Source organism: Actinacidiphila bryophytorum (assembly GCF_016916835.1).
GTDB lineage: Bacteria > Actinomycetota > Actinomycetes > Streptomycetales > Streptomycetaceae > Actinacidiphila > Actinacidiphila bryophytorum.
The window spans coordinates 34,781-49,135 of the sequence record NZ_JAFFIX010000011.1 but is presented as its reverse complement, the minus strand read 5'-3'; the positions used below and the strand labels follow the sequence as shown (position 1 = coordinate 49,135).

13 protein-coding genes and 1 pseudogene are annotated in these 14,355 nt (G+C 72.8%); 11 read left to right on the top strand and 3 right to left on the bottom strand.

Features of this window, described 5'->3' with window-relative positions; translation table 11 throughout:
• Nucleotides 1-45: 45 nt before the first annotated feature.
• Nucleotides 46-828, top strand: coding sequence for an MIP family channel protein (locus JT723_RS17925; RefSeq protein ID WP_205045839.1), 783 nt, complete (start codon nucleotides 46-48; stop codon nucleotides 826-828).
• A gap of 98 nt (nucleotides 829-926) precedes the next feature.
• Here JT723_RS17925 and JT723_RS17920 read toward each other — a convergent pair whose 3' ends face one another.
• On the bottom strand, nucleotides 927-1,277 hold the full coding sequence (locus JT723_RS17920; protein WP_205045675.1) for a DUF1844 domain-containing protein: 351 nt from the start codon (nucleotides 1,275-1,277) through the stop codon (nucleotides 927-929).
• A gap of 332 nt (nucleotides 1,278-1,609) precedes the next feature.
• Here JT723_RS17920 and infC point away from each other — a divergent pair, with 332 nt between their 5' ends.
• The 8 genes from infC to JT723_RS17880 all read left to right on the top strand — a co-directional run bounded on the left by infC (nucleotide 1,610) and on the right by JT723_RS17880 (nucleotide 10,821).
• Nucleotides 1,610-2,269, top strand: a complete 660-nt coding sequence (infC, locus tag JT723_RS17915) for a translation initiation factor IF-3 (protein WP_205045674.1) — start codon at nucleotides 1,610-1,612, stop codon at nucleotides 2,267-2,269.
• A 110-nt stretch (nucleotides 2,270-2,379) separates the two neighbouring features.
• Entirely contained in the window at nucleotides 2,380-2,574 is a 195-nt protein-coding gene (rpmI, locus tag JT723_RS17910; RefSeq protein ID WP_033178181.1) for a 50S ribosomal protein L35, read from the top strand.
• A 98-nt stretch (nucleotides 2,575-2,672) separates the two neighbouring features.
• Nucleotides 2,673-3,056: a 50S ribosomal protein L20 gene (gene rplT, locus JT723_RS17905; RefSeq protein WP_033178180.1), complete on the top strand. Its 384-nt coding sequence runs from the start codon at nucleotides 2,673-2,675 to the stop codon at nucleotides 3,054-3,056.
• Between the two features lie 124 nt (nucleotides 3,057-3,180).
• Nucleotides 3,181-4,041 carry a TrmH family RNA methyltransferase gene (locus JT723_RS17900; RefSeq protein ID WP_205045673.1) on the top strand — a complete coding sequence of 287 codons (861 nt, stop codon included), beginning with the start codon at nucleotides 3,181-3,183 and terminating at the stop codon, nucleotides 4,039-4,041.
• Between the two features lie 42 nt (nucleotides 4,042-4,083).
• Entirely contained in the window at nucleotides 4,084-5,280 is a 1,197-nt protein-coding gene (locus tag JT723_RS17895) for a sensor histidine kinase (RefSeq protein WP_205045672.1), read from the top strand.
• Between the two features lie 289 nt (nucleotides 5,281-5,569).
• The gene (gene pheS / locus JT723_RS17890) at nucleotides 5,570-6,691 is read left to right on the top strand and encodes a phenylalanine--tRNA ligase subunit alpha (protein ID WP_205045671.1); all 1,122 of its coding nucleotides are present in this window, start codon (nucleotides 5,570-5,572) and stop codon (nucleotides 6,689-6,691) included.
• Nucleotides 6,691-9,174 (top strand): phenylalanine--tRNA ligase subunit beta, encoded by a 2,484-nt coding sequence (gene pheT / locus JT723_RS17885; protein ID WP_205045670.1) that lies wholly within the window; start codon nucleotides 6,691-6,693, stop codon nucleotides 9,172-9,174. The genes pheS and pheT overlap by 1 nt, the downstream gene beginning before the upstream one ends.
• Nucleotides 9,175-9,672: 498 nt before the next feature.
• On the top strand, nucleotides 9,673-10,821 hold the full coding sequence (locus tag JT723_RS17880) for a PP2C family protein-serine/threonine phosphatase (protein WP_205045669.1): 1,149 nt from the start codon (nucleotides 9,673-9,675) through the stop codon (nucleotides 10,819-10,821).
• Nucleotides 10,822-10,860: 39 nt separating this feature from the next.
• Here JT723_RS17880 and JT723_RS17875 read toward each other — a convergent pair whose 3' ends face one another.
• Nucleotides 10,861-11,523, bottom strand: a complete 663-nt coding sequence (locus JT723_RS17875) for a TetR/AcrR family transcriptional regulator (protein ID WP_205045668.1) — start codon at nucleotides 11,521-11,523, stop codon at nucleotides 10,861-10,863.
• A gap of 107 nt (nucleotides 11,524-11,630) precedes the next feature.
• Between JT723_RS17875 and JT723_RS17870 the strand changes: the two are divergent.
• Nucleotides 11,631-12,504: pseudogene (locus JT723_RS17870) on the top strand (ABC transporter permease).
• Between the two features lie 151 nt (nucleotides 12,505-12,655).
• Entirely contained in the window at nucleotides 12,656-13,411 is a 756-nt protein-coding gene (locus tag JT723_RS17865) for an ABC transporter ATP-binding protein (RefSeq protein WP_205045838.1), read from the top strand.
• Nucleotides 13,412-13,438: 27 nt separating this feature from the next.
• Here JT723_RS17865 and JT723_RS17860 read toward each other — a convergent pair whose 3' ends face one another.
• Nucleotides 13,439-14,296, bottom strand: coding sequence for a 3-hydroxybutyryl-CoA dehydrogenase (locus JT723_RS17860; protein ID WP_205045667.1), 858 nt, complete (start codon nucleotides 14,294-14,296; stop codon nucleotides 13,439-13,441).
• Between the last annotated feature and the right edge of the window lie 59 nt (nucleotides 14,297-14,355).

Below are 14,355 nucleotides of genomic sequence, written 5' to 3'. Positions count from 1 at the left end.
GCCAAAGCAGGCACAGCGATCACCGTCGTGGAGGTCCGCATGGACATGCGAACGATCACCGAGAACCGGACGCCCGACGACCAGCGGGCGTTCGTCTGCGAGTTCCTGGGCACCATGGCCCTGGTCTTCTTCGCCGTCGGCGCGGCCGTGCTCTCCGGCGAGTACATCGGCACTCTGGGCATCGCGCTCGCGTTCGGCCTGGTCCTGCTGGCCATCGCCTACGCCGTCGGCCCGATCTCCGGCAGCCATGTCAACCCGGCGGTCACCCTGGGGATGCTGTTCGCGCGGCGGATCACCCTGCGTACCGCCGTCGAGTACTGGATCGCGCAGTTCCTCGGCGCCATCGTGGGCGCCGCGCTGCTGCTGCTGGTCGCCAAACAGGTGCCGGGCCTGCAGACGCACGGCGCCTTCGGCACCAACGGCTACGGCTACCGCTCGGCGGTCGGCATCAACATCTTCGGCGCCTTCGTGGCCGAGGTGATCCTGACCTTCCTGCTGGTATTCGTCGTCCTCGCGGTCACCCACCGGATCGCGGTGGTCGGCTTCGACGGGCTGCCGATCGGCATGGCGCTCGCCGTGGTCCACCTGATCGGCATCCCGCTCACCGGCACGGGTGTGAACCCGGCCCGCAGCCTGGCCCCCGCGCTCTTCGCGGGCAGCCCGGCGCTGACGCAGGTGTGGCTCTTCCTGGTGGCCCCACCGATCGGCGCGATTCTCGCCGCCCTGGCGCACGAGGTCACCCACCCGGCCCTGGCCGCGGTCCGCGCGGCAAGGGCGGCGGCAGCAGAAGCCGAGACGGCGGCCAGGGCTGCGGGAGAGGAGGGCTGACGCCCGAGGTCCCGTAGTGGTCGGCCGAGGTACGAGGCCGCCCGCGCAGGGACCGAGCAGGAGGACCGACCAGGCAAAGGGGCGGGATGAGCCGGCGGTCAGCCGAAGACGGGTCCCGTGAGCTTCTCGCCCGGGCCCTTGCCCGGCTCGTCCGGGACCACCGACGCCTCGCGGAAGGCCAGCTGCAGCGACTTGAGCCCGTCCCGCAGCGGCGCCGCGTGGAAGGTGCTGATCTCGCCGGCGCTCGCGGTGACCAGGCCGGCCAGCGCCTGGATGAGCTTGCGGGCCTCGTCGAGGTCCTTGTGCGCCTCGCCCTCCTCGGCCAGGCCGAGGTTCACCGCGGCGGCGCTCATCAGGTGCACGGCCACCGTGGTGATCACCTCGACCGCGGGCACGTCCGCGATGTCGCGGGTCATATCGTCGAAGCCGGGGGCTGGTGCGTCGCTCATGCCCGACACGATATGCCCCGTCCGGCCGATTACGACCCTCGGCCCTGCGCTGGTATGCTGGGTGAACGACCGGTCGGGCACCAGTGTGTCCGACCACCAAGTGGAGGCTCCGATCTCCCACCTGCTCGGCCACAAGGCCGACGGGTCCCGGTCAGACGGCGAGCACCGGCAGCATGCCGGTGGACACCGTCCGATGCGCCCCGCGGAATAACGCGGCGGTGCTCCCGGTTGTGAGGAGCCCCGCCTGTGTCCCGTACGGGGCGTTTTCTGCGCCTTGGGTACGGGTCGGTCGGAGGACAGCAGACCCGAGCACGGCTGTCGGCCAGTCAGCCGTGTGGTGCAACCGAGGAGGCCCCATCAGCGCCGAGCCCCGCATCAACGACCGGATTCGCGTTCCCGAGGTGCGACTTGTCGGTCCCAGCGGCGAGCAGGTCGGCATCGTGCCGCTTGCCAAGGCCCTGGAGCTTGCGCAGGAGTACGACCTCGACCTGGTCGAGGTAGCGGCGAACGCACGTCCGCCCGTGTGCAAGCTCATGGACTACGGGAAGTTCAAGTACGAGTCGGCCATGAAGGCCCGTGAGGCGCGCAAGAACCAGGCGCACACGGTCATCAAGGAGATGAAGCTCCGGCCGAAGATCGACCCGCACGACTACGACACCAAAAAGGGTCACGTCGTCCGGTTCCTCAAGCAGGGCGACAAGGTCAAGATCACGATCATGTTCCGCGGACGCGAGCAGTCCCGGCCGGAGCTCGGCTACCGGCTGCTGCAGCGCCTCGCGGAGGACGTCCAGGACCTCGGCTTCATCGAGTCGAACCCGAAGCAGGACGGCCGGAACATGATCATGGTCCTCGGTCCGCACAAGAAGAAGACCGAGGCCATGGCCGAGGCCCGTGAGGCGCAGGCCGCCCGCAAGGCGAGCAGCCGCCAGGGCGACGCGTCGGCCGATGCGGACGCGGACGCGCAGGTCGAGGCCCCGGCCGACGCCGGCTGAGACGAAGAACATCCCGGAGCGCCCGGCTCCGGGTCGGGTAAAGCAGAACTGACGCTCTCCGTGCGCCTTCGGGCGGACGGGAGGGCCAGCGACGAGGAGACTACGGCGCCATGCCGAAGAACAAGACGCACAGCGGTGCGAGCAAGCGCTTCAAGATCACCGGCTCCGGCAAGGTGCTGCGCGAGCGCGCCGGCAAGCGCCACCTGCTGGAGCACAAGCCGTCCAGCAAGACCCGCGCCCTGACCGGCACGGTCGAGGTCGCCAAGCCCGACGCCAAGAAGATCAAGAAGCTGCTCGGCAAGTGACGGCCGTGCCCCCGCCGGGGCGCACCGTCCCGGGCCGGGAGTCCATTCGCTTTCGGGCCGCGTGAGTCCTACCGCGGTCCCCTAGAAGGAGTTATCAAGTGGCACGCGTCAAGCGGGCAGTCAACGCCCAGAAGAAGCGCCGGGCGATCCTGGAGCAGGCCAGCGGTTACCGCGGTCAGCGTTCGCGCCTGTACCGCAAGGCCAAGGAGCAGGTCACCCACTCCCTGGTCTACAACTACAACGACCGCAAGAAGCGCAAGGGCGACTTCCGTCAGCTGTGGATCCAGCGCATCAACGCCGCTGCCCGCGCCAACGGCATCACCTACAACCGCTTCATCCAGGGCCTGAAGGCCGCCAACGTCGAGGTGGACCGCAAGATCCTCGCCGAGCTTGCTGTCAACGACGCAAACGCCTTCGCGGCGCTGGTCGAGGTCGCGCAGAAGGCGCTGCCCGCGGATGTGAACGCCCCGAAGGCGGCGTGAGGCTGCGCGCAAGGCGCAGTGCGGTTCTCAGGACCCGCGGGTGGTCGTGACGCCCGCGGGTCCTTCGCTGTCCCCCGCTGCCCGGCAGGGCCGCGGGCGCACCGACCCAGGAGCAGGCACCCCGATGGGCACCACACCGGAACTGACCTCGCTGCGTTCCGCGCGGGTCACCGCCGCGCACCGGCTGGCCCGGCGCAGCTTCCGCGGCAAGGAGCGGCGCTTCCTCGCCGAGGGACCGCAGGCCGTACGGGAGGCCGTCGCGCACCCCGGGGGACCGGCCGGGCGCACCCTGGTCGAGCTGTACGCCACGCCCGAGGCCGCCGAGCGGCACGCCGACCTGGTCGCCGCGGCCCGGGAGGCCGGGGCGCCGGTGCTGACCGCCACGCCCGAGGTGATGGCGGAGATCTCCGACACCGTCACCCCGCAGGGCGTCGTCGGGCTGTGCCGCTTCCTCGACACGCCCTTCGCCGAGGTGCTGCGCTCCCGGCCCCGGCTGGTCGCCGTCCTGGCCCACGTCCGCGACCCCGGCAACGCAGGCACCGTGCTGCGCTGCGCGGACGCGGCGGGCGCCGACGCGGTCGTCCTCACCGACGCCTCGGTCGACCTGTACAACCCCAAGGCGGTACGCGCCTCCGCCGGCAGCCTCTTCCACCTGCCGGTCGCGGTCGGGGTGCCGGTCGCCGACGCCGTCGCCGGGCTGCGCGCCGCGGGCGTACGCGTCCTGGCCGCCGACGGGGCGGGGCAGCGCGACCTGGACGCTGAGCTGGACGAGCGCACCATGCAGGGGCCCACCGCCTGGATCTTCGGCAACGAGGCCTGGGGCCTGCCCGAGGAGACCAGGGCGCTCGCCGACGAGGTGGTGCGCGTCCCCATCCACGGGCGTGCGGAGAGCCTCAACCTCGCCACGGCCGCCGCCGTGTGCCTCTACGCATCCGCTCGTGAGCAGCGTGCGCCCGCAGGGTGCCGCAGCGTGACCTCCAGCTAGTAGGGTGGCGGCCCGGGGGACCCTGAAAGGGGGGTGGCGCGCATGGGTGTCACGGCGCGAAGGAACGGCGCGCACAACGGCCTGACGGTCCTGCCCGCGGACTCGCGGCAGCCGCCTGCGGCCGAACACGACCAGGCGGCGGACCCGTACCCGGGCGCCGCAGGTGCCTACGGCCTGCACCCCGACGACCTGCCCGACGGGCTGCTGGTCGCCGACCACACCGGGCGCGTCGTGTGCTTCAACGCCGCCGCCGCCAAGATCACCGCACTGCGCCCGCAGGACGTCCTGGGGCGGCCCGTCGACCAGGCGCTGCCGCTCGAGGACCTGGAAGGCCGCCGCTGGTGGCCGCTCACCGACCCCTACGGCGGCCTGGCCATCAGGGCGGGCCAGCCCGAGCGCAACCTGCTGCTGCCCGGCGGCCGCGAGGTGCTGGTCGCCGCCCGCTACGTGCGCGAGCGGCCCACAGGCCCGGTCCGCCGGCTGGTGGTCACGCTGCGCGGCACCGACGCCAGGCGGCGCACGGAACGCAGCCACGCCGAGCTGATCGCCACCGTCGCACACGAGCTGCGCTCCCCGCTGACCTCCGTCAAGGGCTTCACCGCGACGCTGCTGGCCAAATGGGAGCGCTTCACCGACGACCAGAAGAAGCTGATGCTGGAGACCGTCGACGCCGACGCCAACCGCGTCACCCGGCTGATCGCCGAACTCCTCGACATCTCCCGCATCGACTCCGGGCGGCTCGAAGTGCGCCGCCAGCCGGTCGACCTGGCCGCCGCCGTCCAGCGGCACGTCGACGCGCACGTCGCCGCAGGCCAGCCGCCGGACCGCTTCGGCGTACGGGTCGGGCAGCCGCTGCCCGAGCTGTGGGCGGACCCCGACAAGATCGACCAGGTGCTTGGCAATCTGCTGGAAAACGCGGTGCGGCACGGCGAGGGAACTGTCACCATCGAAGTGGCGCCCTCCTACGCCGGCGCGTCGTACATGGTCGGCGAGCGGTGGTCCACCGGTACAGTGGTCACCGTCAGCGACGAGGGTCCAGGCATCCCGGAGGAGTCCATGAGCCGCGTGTTCACCCGCTTCTGGCGGGGCAGCAAGCGCGGCGGCACGGGCCTGGGCCTCTACATCGTCAAGGGCATCGTCGAGGCGCACGGCGGCACCATCTCGGTCGGCAGGGCCGCCGGCGGCGGCGCCGAGTTCCGATTTACGCTGCCCGTCGGGGCACCCGCGTTCATGGCCTGAGCGGCACCGCCGCCGGAGGCCACCCACCGGGAAGCGCTTGTACTTGGTCGGTCTTCCTGCTCTCCCCCTACCTTCGGCGGGAGGTGCCCCCTTCCTGCGCGGGCGGCCTCGTTCCTCGGCCGACCACTCCGGAAGCTCGCGCGTCAGCCCTCCTAGACGGGCGAAAAACAGCCCCCCCTTTTCGCGCCAGTAGACTCGTGCCCTGGCATGTGTCCGGTCGGGCAGAGCCTCCACCGGAAGGTCGGCACGCGAGGCGCCCCCAACATCATCCATTTCGGAACGGGAAGAGATGTCGGCACCGAATAAGTCGTACGACCCTGTCGAGGTCGAGGCGCTCAAGCCCGACGCGATCGAGCGGATGCGCACCGACGCACTCGCCGCCATCGCGGCCGCCGGCGACCTCGAAGCGCTCACCCATGTGAAGACCGCGCACACCGGCGGCGGCTCGCCGCTGGCGCTCGCCAACCGCGAGATCGGCGCTCTGCCGCCGCAGGCCAAGGCCGAGGCGGGCAAGCGGGTGGGCCAGGCCCGCGGCGCGGTCAACCAGGCGCTGGCCGCCCGGCAGGCGGAACTGGAGGCCGAGCGCGACGCGCGGGTGCTGGTCGAGGAGGCCGTCGACGTCACCCTGCCCTACGACCGCCGCCCGGCCGGCGCCCGGCACCCGCTCACCACGCTGTCCGAGCGGATCGAGGACATCTTCACGGCCATGGGCTACGAGGTCGCGGAAGGCCCCGAGGTCGAGGCCGAGTGGTTCAACTTCGACGCGCTGAACTTCCCGCCCGACCACCCGGCCCGCGAGACCCAGGACACCTTCTTCGTCGAGGGCCGGGGCGGCAGTGGCGAGTCCGGCGTCGTGCTGCGCACCCACACCTCGCCGGTGCAGATCCGCGCCCTGCTGGAGCGCGAGCTGCCGGTGTACGTGATCGCGCCGGGCCGCGTCTACCGCTCCGACGAGCTGGACGCCACCCACACCCCGGTCTTCGCGCAGGTCGAACTGCTCGCCGTGGACGAGGGCCTGACCATGGCCGACCTCAAGGGCACCCTCGACCACATGGTGGTCTCGCTGTTCGGCGAGGGCATGACGACCCGGCTGCGGCCCAACCACTTCCCCTTCACCGAGCCGTCCGCAGAGATGGACATGCTCTGCTACGTGTGCCGCGGCGACTCCGTCGGCAACCCCGACCGCCCCTGCCGCACCTGCTCCTCCGAGGGCTGGATCGAACTGGGCGGCTGCGGTGTCGTCAACCCCCGGGTGCTCACCGCCTGCGGTGTCGACCCGGAGAAGTACAGCGGCTTCGCGTTCGGCTTCGGCATCGAGCGGATGCTGATGTTCCGGCACAACGTCGAGGACATGCGAGACATCGTCGAGGGTGACGTGCGCTTCACCCTCCCGTTCGGGATGGAGATCTGATGCGGGTCCCGCTTTCTTGGCTGCGGGAGTACGTCGACCTGCCCGCCGGAGTCACCGGCCGCGACGTCCAGGCCAAGCTCATTTCCGCCGGCCTGGAGGTCGAGACCGTCGAGCAGCTCGGCGCCGGCCTCAAGGGCCCGCTGGTCGTCGGCCGCGTCCTGACCATCGAGGAGCTGGAGGGCTTCAAGAAGCCCATCCGCTTCTGCACCGTCGACGTCGGCGACGCCAACAGCACAGGTGAGCCGCAGGAGATCGTCTGCGGCGCCCGCAACTTCGCCGTCGGCGACCTCGTCGTGGTCGTGCTGCCCGGCGGTGTGCTGCCCGGCGACTTCCAGATCGCCGCCCGCAAGACCTACGGCCACACCTCGCACGGCATGATCTGCTCCGCCCGCGAACTGGGCATGGGCGACGACCACGACGGCATCATCGTGCTGCCGCCCGGCTCCGAGCCCGGCGCCGACGCGATCGGGCTGCTCGAACTCGTCGACGAGGTCCTCGACATCGCCGTCACGCCCGACCGCGGCTACTGCCTGTCGCTGCGCGGCATCGCCCGCGAGGCCGCCATCGCCTACGGGGTGCCGCTGCGCGACCCCGCACTGCTCGACGTGCCCGCGCACAACGGCGAGGGCTACCCGGTGCGGATCGCCGACCCGGAAGGCTGCGACCGCTTCACCGCCCGCACCGTCACCGGCCTCGACCCCGAGGCGACCTCGCCGATCTGGCTCCAGCGCCGGCTGCAGAAGGTCGGCATGCGCCCGATCTCGCTCACCGTCGACATCGCCAACTACGTGATGTTCGAACTGGGCCAGCCGCTGCACACCTACGACCGCACCCGCATCGCCGGCGCGATCGGGGTGCGCCGCGCACAGCCCGGCGAGAAGCTCACCACCCTCGACGGCGCCGAGCGGGTCCTGGACGCCGAGGACCTCGTCATCACCGACGACAAGGGACCCATCGGGCTCGCCGGCGTCATGGGCGGCGCCCACACCGAGATCACCGACGGCGGCTCCACCGACGTCGTCATCGAGGCCGCGCACTTCGCGCCGATCCCGATCGCCCGCACCTCGCGCAGGCACAAGCTCGGCTCCGAGGCCTCCCGCCGCTTCGAGCGCGGCACCGACCCGCTCACCACCTCCGCCGCCGCCCAGCGCACCGTCGACCTCCTCGTCGGCCTCGCCGGCGGCACCGCGGAGCCCGGCGTCACCGAGATCGCCTCCCCGGCAGGGCCGCGCACCATCGCCATGCCCGCCGACCACCCCGACCGGGTCGCCGGCACCGAATACGGCCGGGAGACCGTCGTACGGCGCCTGCAGGAGATCGGCTGCGACGTCGCCGGCAGCGACGACCTGACCGTCACCGTGCCGTCCTGGCGCCCCGACCTGTCGTACCCCAACGACCTGGCGGAAGAGGTCATCAGGCTCGAAGGCTACGAGAACCTGCCCTCGACCCTCCCGCAGCCGCCCGCCGGCCGCGGCCTGACCGAGTCCCAGCTGCTGCGCCGCCGCGTCGGCCGCGCACTGGCCGGCGCCGGATACGTCGAGGCGCCCAGCTACCCCTTCGTCGGCGCCGAGGCCTTCGACCAGCTCGGCCTCGACGAGGGCGACGAGCGGCGCCGCACGGTGCGGCTCGCCAACCCGCTCGACGACACCGAGCCGGCGCTGCGCACCACCCTGCTGCCCGGGCTGCTCGGCACCCTGCGCCGCAACAGCGGCCGCGGCGCCCACGACCTGGCGCTCTTCGAGACCGGCCTGGTCTTCCTGCCCGCCGCCGAGCAGACCGCCCCGCCGCGGCTGCCCGTCGACCGGCGGCCCACCGACGAGGAGATCGCCGCCCTGGAGGCCGCCCTGCCCGACCAGCCCCGGCGGGTCGGCGCGGTGCTCGCCGGAGCGCGCGAACTCCCCGGCTGGTGGGGCGCGGGCCACACCGCGAGCTGGGCCGACGCGGTCGAGGCCGCACGGACCGTCGCCCGCGAGGCGGGCGTCGACCTCACCGTACGGGCCGGGCAGTACGCGCCCTTCCACCCCGGGCGGTGCGCGGTCCTGTCCGCAGGCGAGCAGGTCGTCGGCCACGCCGGCGAACTCCACCCCCGGGTCACCAAGGCCTTCGGGGTGCCCGAGCGGACCTGCGCCATGGAGATCGACCTCGACCTGGTCGAAGCGGCCGGCGGTGCGCGCGCCGAAGGGCCGCGCGTGTCGACCTTCCCTGTCGCCACGCAGGACGTCGCCCTCGTGGTCGACGCGGACGTGCCCGCCGCCGACGTCGAGGCGGCGCTGCGCGCCGGGGCCGGCGAACTGCTCGAATCGGTACGCCTCTTCGACATCTTCACCGGGCCGCAGATCGGCGAGGGCCGCAAGTCCCTGGCCTATGCGCTGCGCTTCCGGGCGGCGGACCGCACGCTCACCGCCGAGGAGGCCTCGGCGGCGCGGGACTCGGCCGTCGCCTCGGCGGCGGGCCGTACCCACGCCACCCTCCGCGGCGCCTGACCCCCGGGGGGAGGGGCCACCACCCCCTCCCCCCGCACCCCGCCGGTGCTCGCCACGTGCCGTGGCGTTGCTTCTTTCCCCCGGTGGCGCCTTGTCGCGCAGTTCCCCGCGCCCCTGGTGTGTGCCACTTGCGGCGGCGTTGCTTCTTTGCCCCGGTGGGGGCTTGTCGCGCAGTTCCCCGCGCCCCTGGGTGGTGCCCTCCTCGCGCAGGGTGGGCGTTTTTCAGGGGGTGCCGTCTGCCTGCGAGGGTGAGCGTTTCCAGGGGCGCGGGGAACTGCGCGCCCGGTCACCCACGCACCGAGAGGTGCGAGCCACGGCAAGTGGCAATCACCCAGGGGCGCGGGGAACTGCGCGGCCAGCCACCGCGCACCGCGTGGGCAGTCAGCCCGGGGCGGGGGGTACCTCGATCGGGTGAGTGGAGGGGAGGGAGGGGGCGCGGGGGCGGAGCGGCCGGGAGAATTCGGGGGACGCGAAGAGCCGCAAGGGGGAGCCGGCCGTATGAGCCTGACGCGAACCATCCGCGGCCTGCGCCGCAAACCCTGGGCACCGCTGTCGGCGGCCTGGGTCGCCGCCATGGGCATCCTGGCCTGGCAGGTGCCCCAGGGCACCGACGTGCTGCCCGCCCTTGCGGTGACCCCCGCGCTCAGCGCGGCGACGGGCGCGCGCCGCCGCGCGGTCCTCGCCAGCGGCACGCTCGCCCTGGCAGCCCTCGGCACGGACCTCGCCGACGACTCCGTCGGCATGTCAGGCCCGGCGGCAGGAGCCGCTTGCGCGGTCCTGGCCGTGATAGCCGCGGGCATGTGGACCGCGGGCCACCGCAGCCACCTGTCGGCGGAGCTGGCCAGAACCCGGGAGATCGCAGCCGCGGCCCAGCACGTCCTGCTGCGCCCGCTGCCGCGCACCGTCGGCGGTGTGGAGGTGAGCGGCGAGTACCTGTCGGCCAGCCACGGCGCCCGGATCGGCGGCGACTTCTACGAGGTGCTGGCCACCCCGTACGGCGTGCGCGCCCTGATCGGGGATGCCCGCGGGCACGGCCTGCCCGCGATCGGCCTGGTCGCGGCGCTGCTGGGCAGTTTCCGCGAGGCCGCGCACCACGAGCAGGACCTGGCGGGTGTCGTGCACCGCCTCGACGGCGCGATGCACCGGCACCTGAGTGAGCGCACCCCTGGGGAGGACGTGGACGACGAGGAGTTCGCGACCGTCCAGCTGGTGCAGCTGGCCGAGGACGGCGCCTTGCAGGCGGTCAACTGCGGGCACCCGCCGCCGTATCGGCTGGGGCCGCGGACGGCGCCGTTGGCGCTGGGCGAGCCGCTGCCGCCGCTCGGGCTGTTCGACCCGGTCCGCACCGACGTCACGGTGTGCCGGGGCCGGCTGGCACCGGGGGAGGGGCTGCTGCTGTACACCGACGGCGTCCCGGACGCGCGCGACCGTACCGGCCGCTTCTTCCCGCTGCCCGACACGCTGGCCGCGCTGGCGGCGACCCGCGTGCGTGACGCCGATGTGGCCTCCCTGCTACGCGCGGAGATCGTGCTGCACACCGGCGGGCACCGTGCGGACGACATGGCCTTGCTGGTCCTCACCACGCCGCCCGCGCTGCCTGAGCCGCCCCGGGCTCCCCGGCTGGGGCACCCGGTGCGCAACTGCTGACCGCCTGCGAACGACCACCCGGACGGGTGGGCCGGCGGGTCATCCGGCGTCTGGCGCCGCCTGCTCCGCCGAGGTGAGCGCGGCGACGACCGCCGAGGCGAGGCCGTCGAGTTCGGCGGGGCCGTATGCCGCGCCCAGGACGGCCTGGCGCCAGTAGAGGGGGCCGGCCAGCAGGTCGACGGCGAGGTCGGCGGGTGTGCCGGGCGGGACCTCGCCGCGGGCGGCGGCCTGGGCGAGGACGGCGGCGACGATGCCGCCGTGCGCGTCCCGCAGGGCGCCGTGCAGCGCCTGGGCCAGTTGCGGGCTGCGGGCGGCCTCGGCGAGCAGGTCGGGGAGGATCTGCGCGACCGCCGGGTGGCGCAGCGCCCGGGCGCTGACGTCCAGCAGTGCCGTGACGTCCCCGCGCAGCGACCCGGTGTCCGGCACCGGCAGCCCCTGTGCGGTGACCGCGGGCACGACGTCGAGGACGAGCGGCAGTTTGGACTGCCACCGCCGGTAGACCGCGGCCTTGCCGACGCCCGCCCGCCGGGCGATGCCCTCCATGGACATCCGCGCGTAGCCGACCTCCGCCAGCTCGGCGAAGACCGCACCCCTGATCGCCTCGGTGACCTCGGTGCGCAGGACCGCGGCGCCGGCGGGGGGCCTGCGGGGCGCGGATGCGGGTACGGGCGCAGGCGGGGGCGGGGCGGAGTCGGCGGTCATACGTCGAGCCTATCGCGTCGGAACGGTTGCGTTCCGACGGTCAGGAGTCGTAACGTCGTCACGACGATACGGCCCCGTTCCAACGTAAGTGCCACCGGAGACAGCCCATGCCGGAACCCACCCCGCTCGCCGCCCTGGCCGCAGCCCACGGGCTCGGCGTCAGCGGCGCACGGCCCCCGCTGGCCGAGTACACCCGGCAGCTGTGGAGCCGCCGGCACTTCATCCGCGCCTTCGCCACGGCACGCGCCAGCACCCCGTACACCCAGGCCAGGCTCGGCCAGCTGTGGCAGGTCGGGACACCGCTGCTCAACGCGGCGGTCTACTTCCTGGTCTTCGGCAGCCTGCTCGGCTCGGGCCGCGGTGTGCCGGACTACATCCCCTTCCTCTGTACCGGGATCTTCGACTTCACCTTCACCCAGTCGGCGGTGCTGGCCGGTGCGCGCTCGCTGACCGACAACATGGGGCTGGTCAGAGCCCTGCACTTCCCGCGCGCCGGGCTGCCGCTCGCGGTCACCCTCGCGCAGTTGCAGCAGCTGCTGCTCTCGCTCGGCGTGCTCGCCGTGATCGTCGTGGCCAGCGGGGTGCCGGTCACCGCACGCTGGCTGCTCGCGGTGCCCGCGCTTGGCGCTGCAGACCGTCTTCACCGCGGGACTGGCCCTGGCCGTGGCCCGGATCGGCGCCCGCACCACCGACTTCGCCCAGCTGCTGCCCTTCGTGGTCCGCAGCTGGATGTACGTGTCCGGGATCTTCTACGACCTCTCCCGGATCACCGCGCACGCCCCCCGCGCCGTGGCGCTGGCGCTGGACGCCAACCCGGCGCAGGTCTACGTCGCGCTGATGCGCTACGCCCTGATCGACAGCGTCACCGCCGGCCGGCTGCCGCCCCACGTGTGGCCGCTCGCGCTGATCTGGGCGAGTGTGGCGGGGTGCGCGGGATACGCCTTCTTCTGGTCGTCCGAGGAGGAGTACGGACGTGGCTGAACAGACCGCAGGCGAGGCCGCAGAGCAGCCGCAGCCCGAGCGGCCGGCCGACAAGGCAGGGCAGGCACGACGGGCAGGGCAGGCGGGTCGGGCCGGGCCCGCGGCGGGACCCGCCCCCGCGACGGAACCGCGGCCCGCGGGGCCGCCGGGAGTGCCGACCGTCGTGGTCGACGGCCTGCACATCGTCTACCGGATCTACGGGGCCGGCGCGGGCAAGGGCAGCGCCACCGCCGCCCTGCGCCGCATGCTGCTGCGCCAGGGCTCGCCCAGCGTGACCCTCGTGCACGCGGTGCGCGGGGTGAGCTTCACCGCCTACCGCGGCGAGGCGATCGGCATCATCGGCTCCAACGGCTCGGGCAAGTCCACCCTGCTCAAGGCCATCGCGGGCCTGCTCCCACCGGACCGCGGGCGGGTCTACACCGACGGCCAGCCGTCCCTGCTGGGCGTGAACGCGGCGCTGATGAACGACCTGACCGGGGCCACCAACGTGGTCCTGGGCGGCCTGGCGATGGGCATGACGCAGGAGGAGGTGCGTGAGCGCTACCAGGGCATCGTGGACTTCTCCGGCATCAACGAGAAGGACGACTTCATCTCGCTGCCGATGCGCACCTACTCCTCGGGCATGGCCGCCCGGCTGCGCTTCTCCATCGCGGCGGCCAAGAACCACGACGTGCTGATGATCGACGAGGCCCTGGCCACCGGCGACCGGGCCTTCCAGCGCCGCTCGGAGGAACGCATCCGCGAGCTGCGCAAGGAGGCCGGCACGGTCTTCCTGGTCAGCCACAACAACACCTCGATCCGCGACACCTGCGACCGGGTGCTGTGGCTGGAGAAGGGCGAGCTGCTGATGGACGGCCCCACCGACACGGTGATCAAGGCCTACGAGGACCACACCGCCGGCGGCTGACCGCAGCCGGGGGAGCGGTCAGTACGGTCAGTACGGGTAGAAGCCCGCGCCGGACTTACGGCCGAGGCGCCCGGCGTCCACCATCCGCTGCAGGATCGGCGGGGCCGCGTACAGCGGCTCCTTGTACTCGGTATACATCGAGTCGGCGATGGCGGCGACGGTGTCCAGGCCGATCAGGTCGGACAGCTTGAGCGGCCCCATCGGGTGGGCACAGCCCATCTCCATGCCGTTGTCGATGTCCTCGCGGGTCGCGATGCCGGACTCGAACATCCGGATCGCGGACAGCAGATACGGCACCAGCAGCGCGTTCACCACGAAGCCCGAGCGGTCCTGCGCGCGGATCGCGTGCTTGCCCAGCACCTCCGTGACAAGGTGTTCCGCCCGCTTGAGGGTGTCACTGCCGGTGGTCAGCGCCGGGATCAGCTCGACCAGCGCCTGCACGGGCGCCGGGTTGAAGAAGTGGATGCCCAGCACATGGTCCGGGCGGGAGGTGGCCACCGCCAGCCGGACCAGCGGGATCGAGGAGGTGTTGGACGCCAGGATCGCGTCCTCGCGGGTGACCACCTGGTCCAGCACCCGGAAGATGTCCGTCTTGACCTGCTCGTCCTCCACCACGGCCTCGATCACCAGGTCGCGGTCGGCGAACTCGCCCAGATCCGTGGTGAAGCTCAGCCGGCCGAGCGCCTCGTCCCGCTGGCCGGCGGTGATCTTGCCGCGCTCCGCCGCCTTGTCGAGCGACCCGGTGAGCCTGGCCCGGCCCAGCTCCAGCGCCTCGCCCGTGGTCTCCGCGACCCGGACGTCGAGCCCGGCCTTCGCGCACACCTCGGCGATCCCGGAACCCATCTGGCCCGCGCCGACCACTCCGACACGCTCGATGTCACTCACTCGACCAGCCCTTCGCGCAGCTTCACGTTTACCGGACAGACGTTACCGGTGTACGGAGC

Excerpts from the sequence above, each read along its gene's own strand:
- JT723_RS17925 (WP_205045839.1), top strand. The coding sequence starts at position 46 with ATGCGAACGATCACCGAGAACCGGACGCCCGACGACCAGCGGGCGTTC.
- JT723_RS17920 (WP_205045675.1), bottom strand. The coding sequence starts at position 1,277 with ATGAGCGACGCACCAGCCCCCGGCTTCGACGATATGACCCGCGACATC.
- rpmI (WP_033178181.1), top strand. The coding sequence starts at position 2,380 with ATGCCGAAGAACAAGACGCACAGCGGTGCGAGCAAGCGCTTCAAGATC.
- JT723_RS17900 (WP_205045673.1), top strand. The coding sequence starts at position 3,181 with ATGGGCACCACACCGGAACTGACCTCGCTGCGTTCCGCGCGGGTCACC.
- JT723_RS17895 (WP_205045672.1), top strand. The coding sequence starts at position 4,084 with ATGGGTGTCACGGCGCGAAGGAACGGCGCGCACAACGGCCTGACGGTC.
- pheS (WP_205045671.1), top strand. The coding sequence starts at position 5,570 with ATGTCGGCACCGAATAAGTCGTACGACCCTGTCGAGGTCGAGGCGCTC.
- pheT (WP_205045670.1), top strand. The coding sequence starts at position 6,691 with ATGCGGGTCCCGCTTTCTTGGCTGCGGGAGTACGTCGACCTGCCCGCC.
- JT723_RS17880 (WP_205045669.1), top strand. The coding sequence starts at position 9,673 with ATGAGCCTGACGCGAACCATCCGCGGCCTGCGCCGCAAACCCTGGGCA.
- JT723_RS17875 (WP_205045668.1), bottom strand. The coding sequence starts at position 11,523 with ATGACCGCCGACTCCGCCCCGCCCCCGCCTGCGCCCGTACCCGCATCC.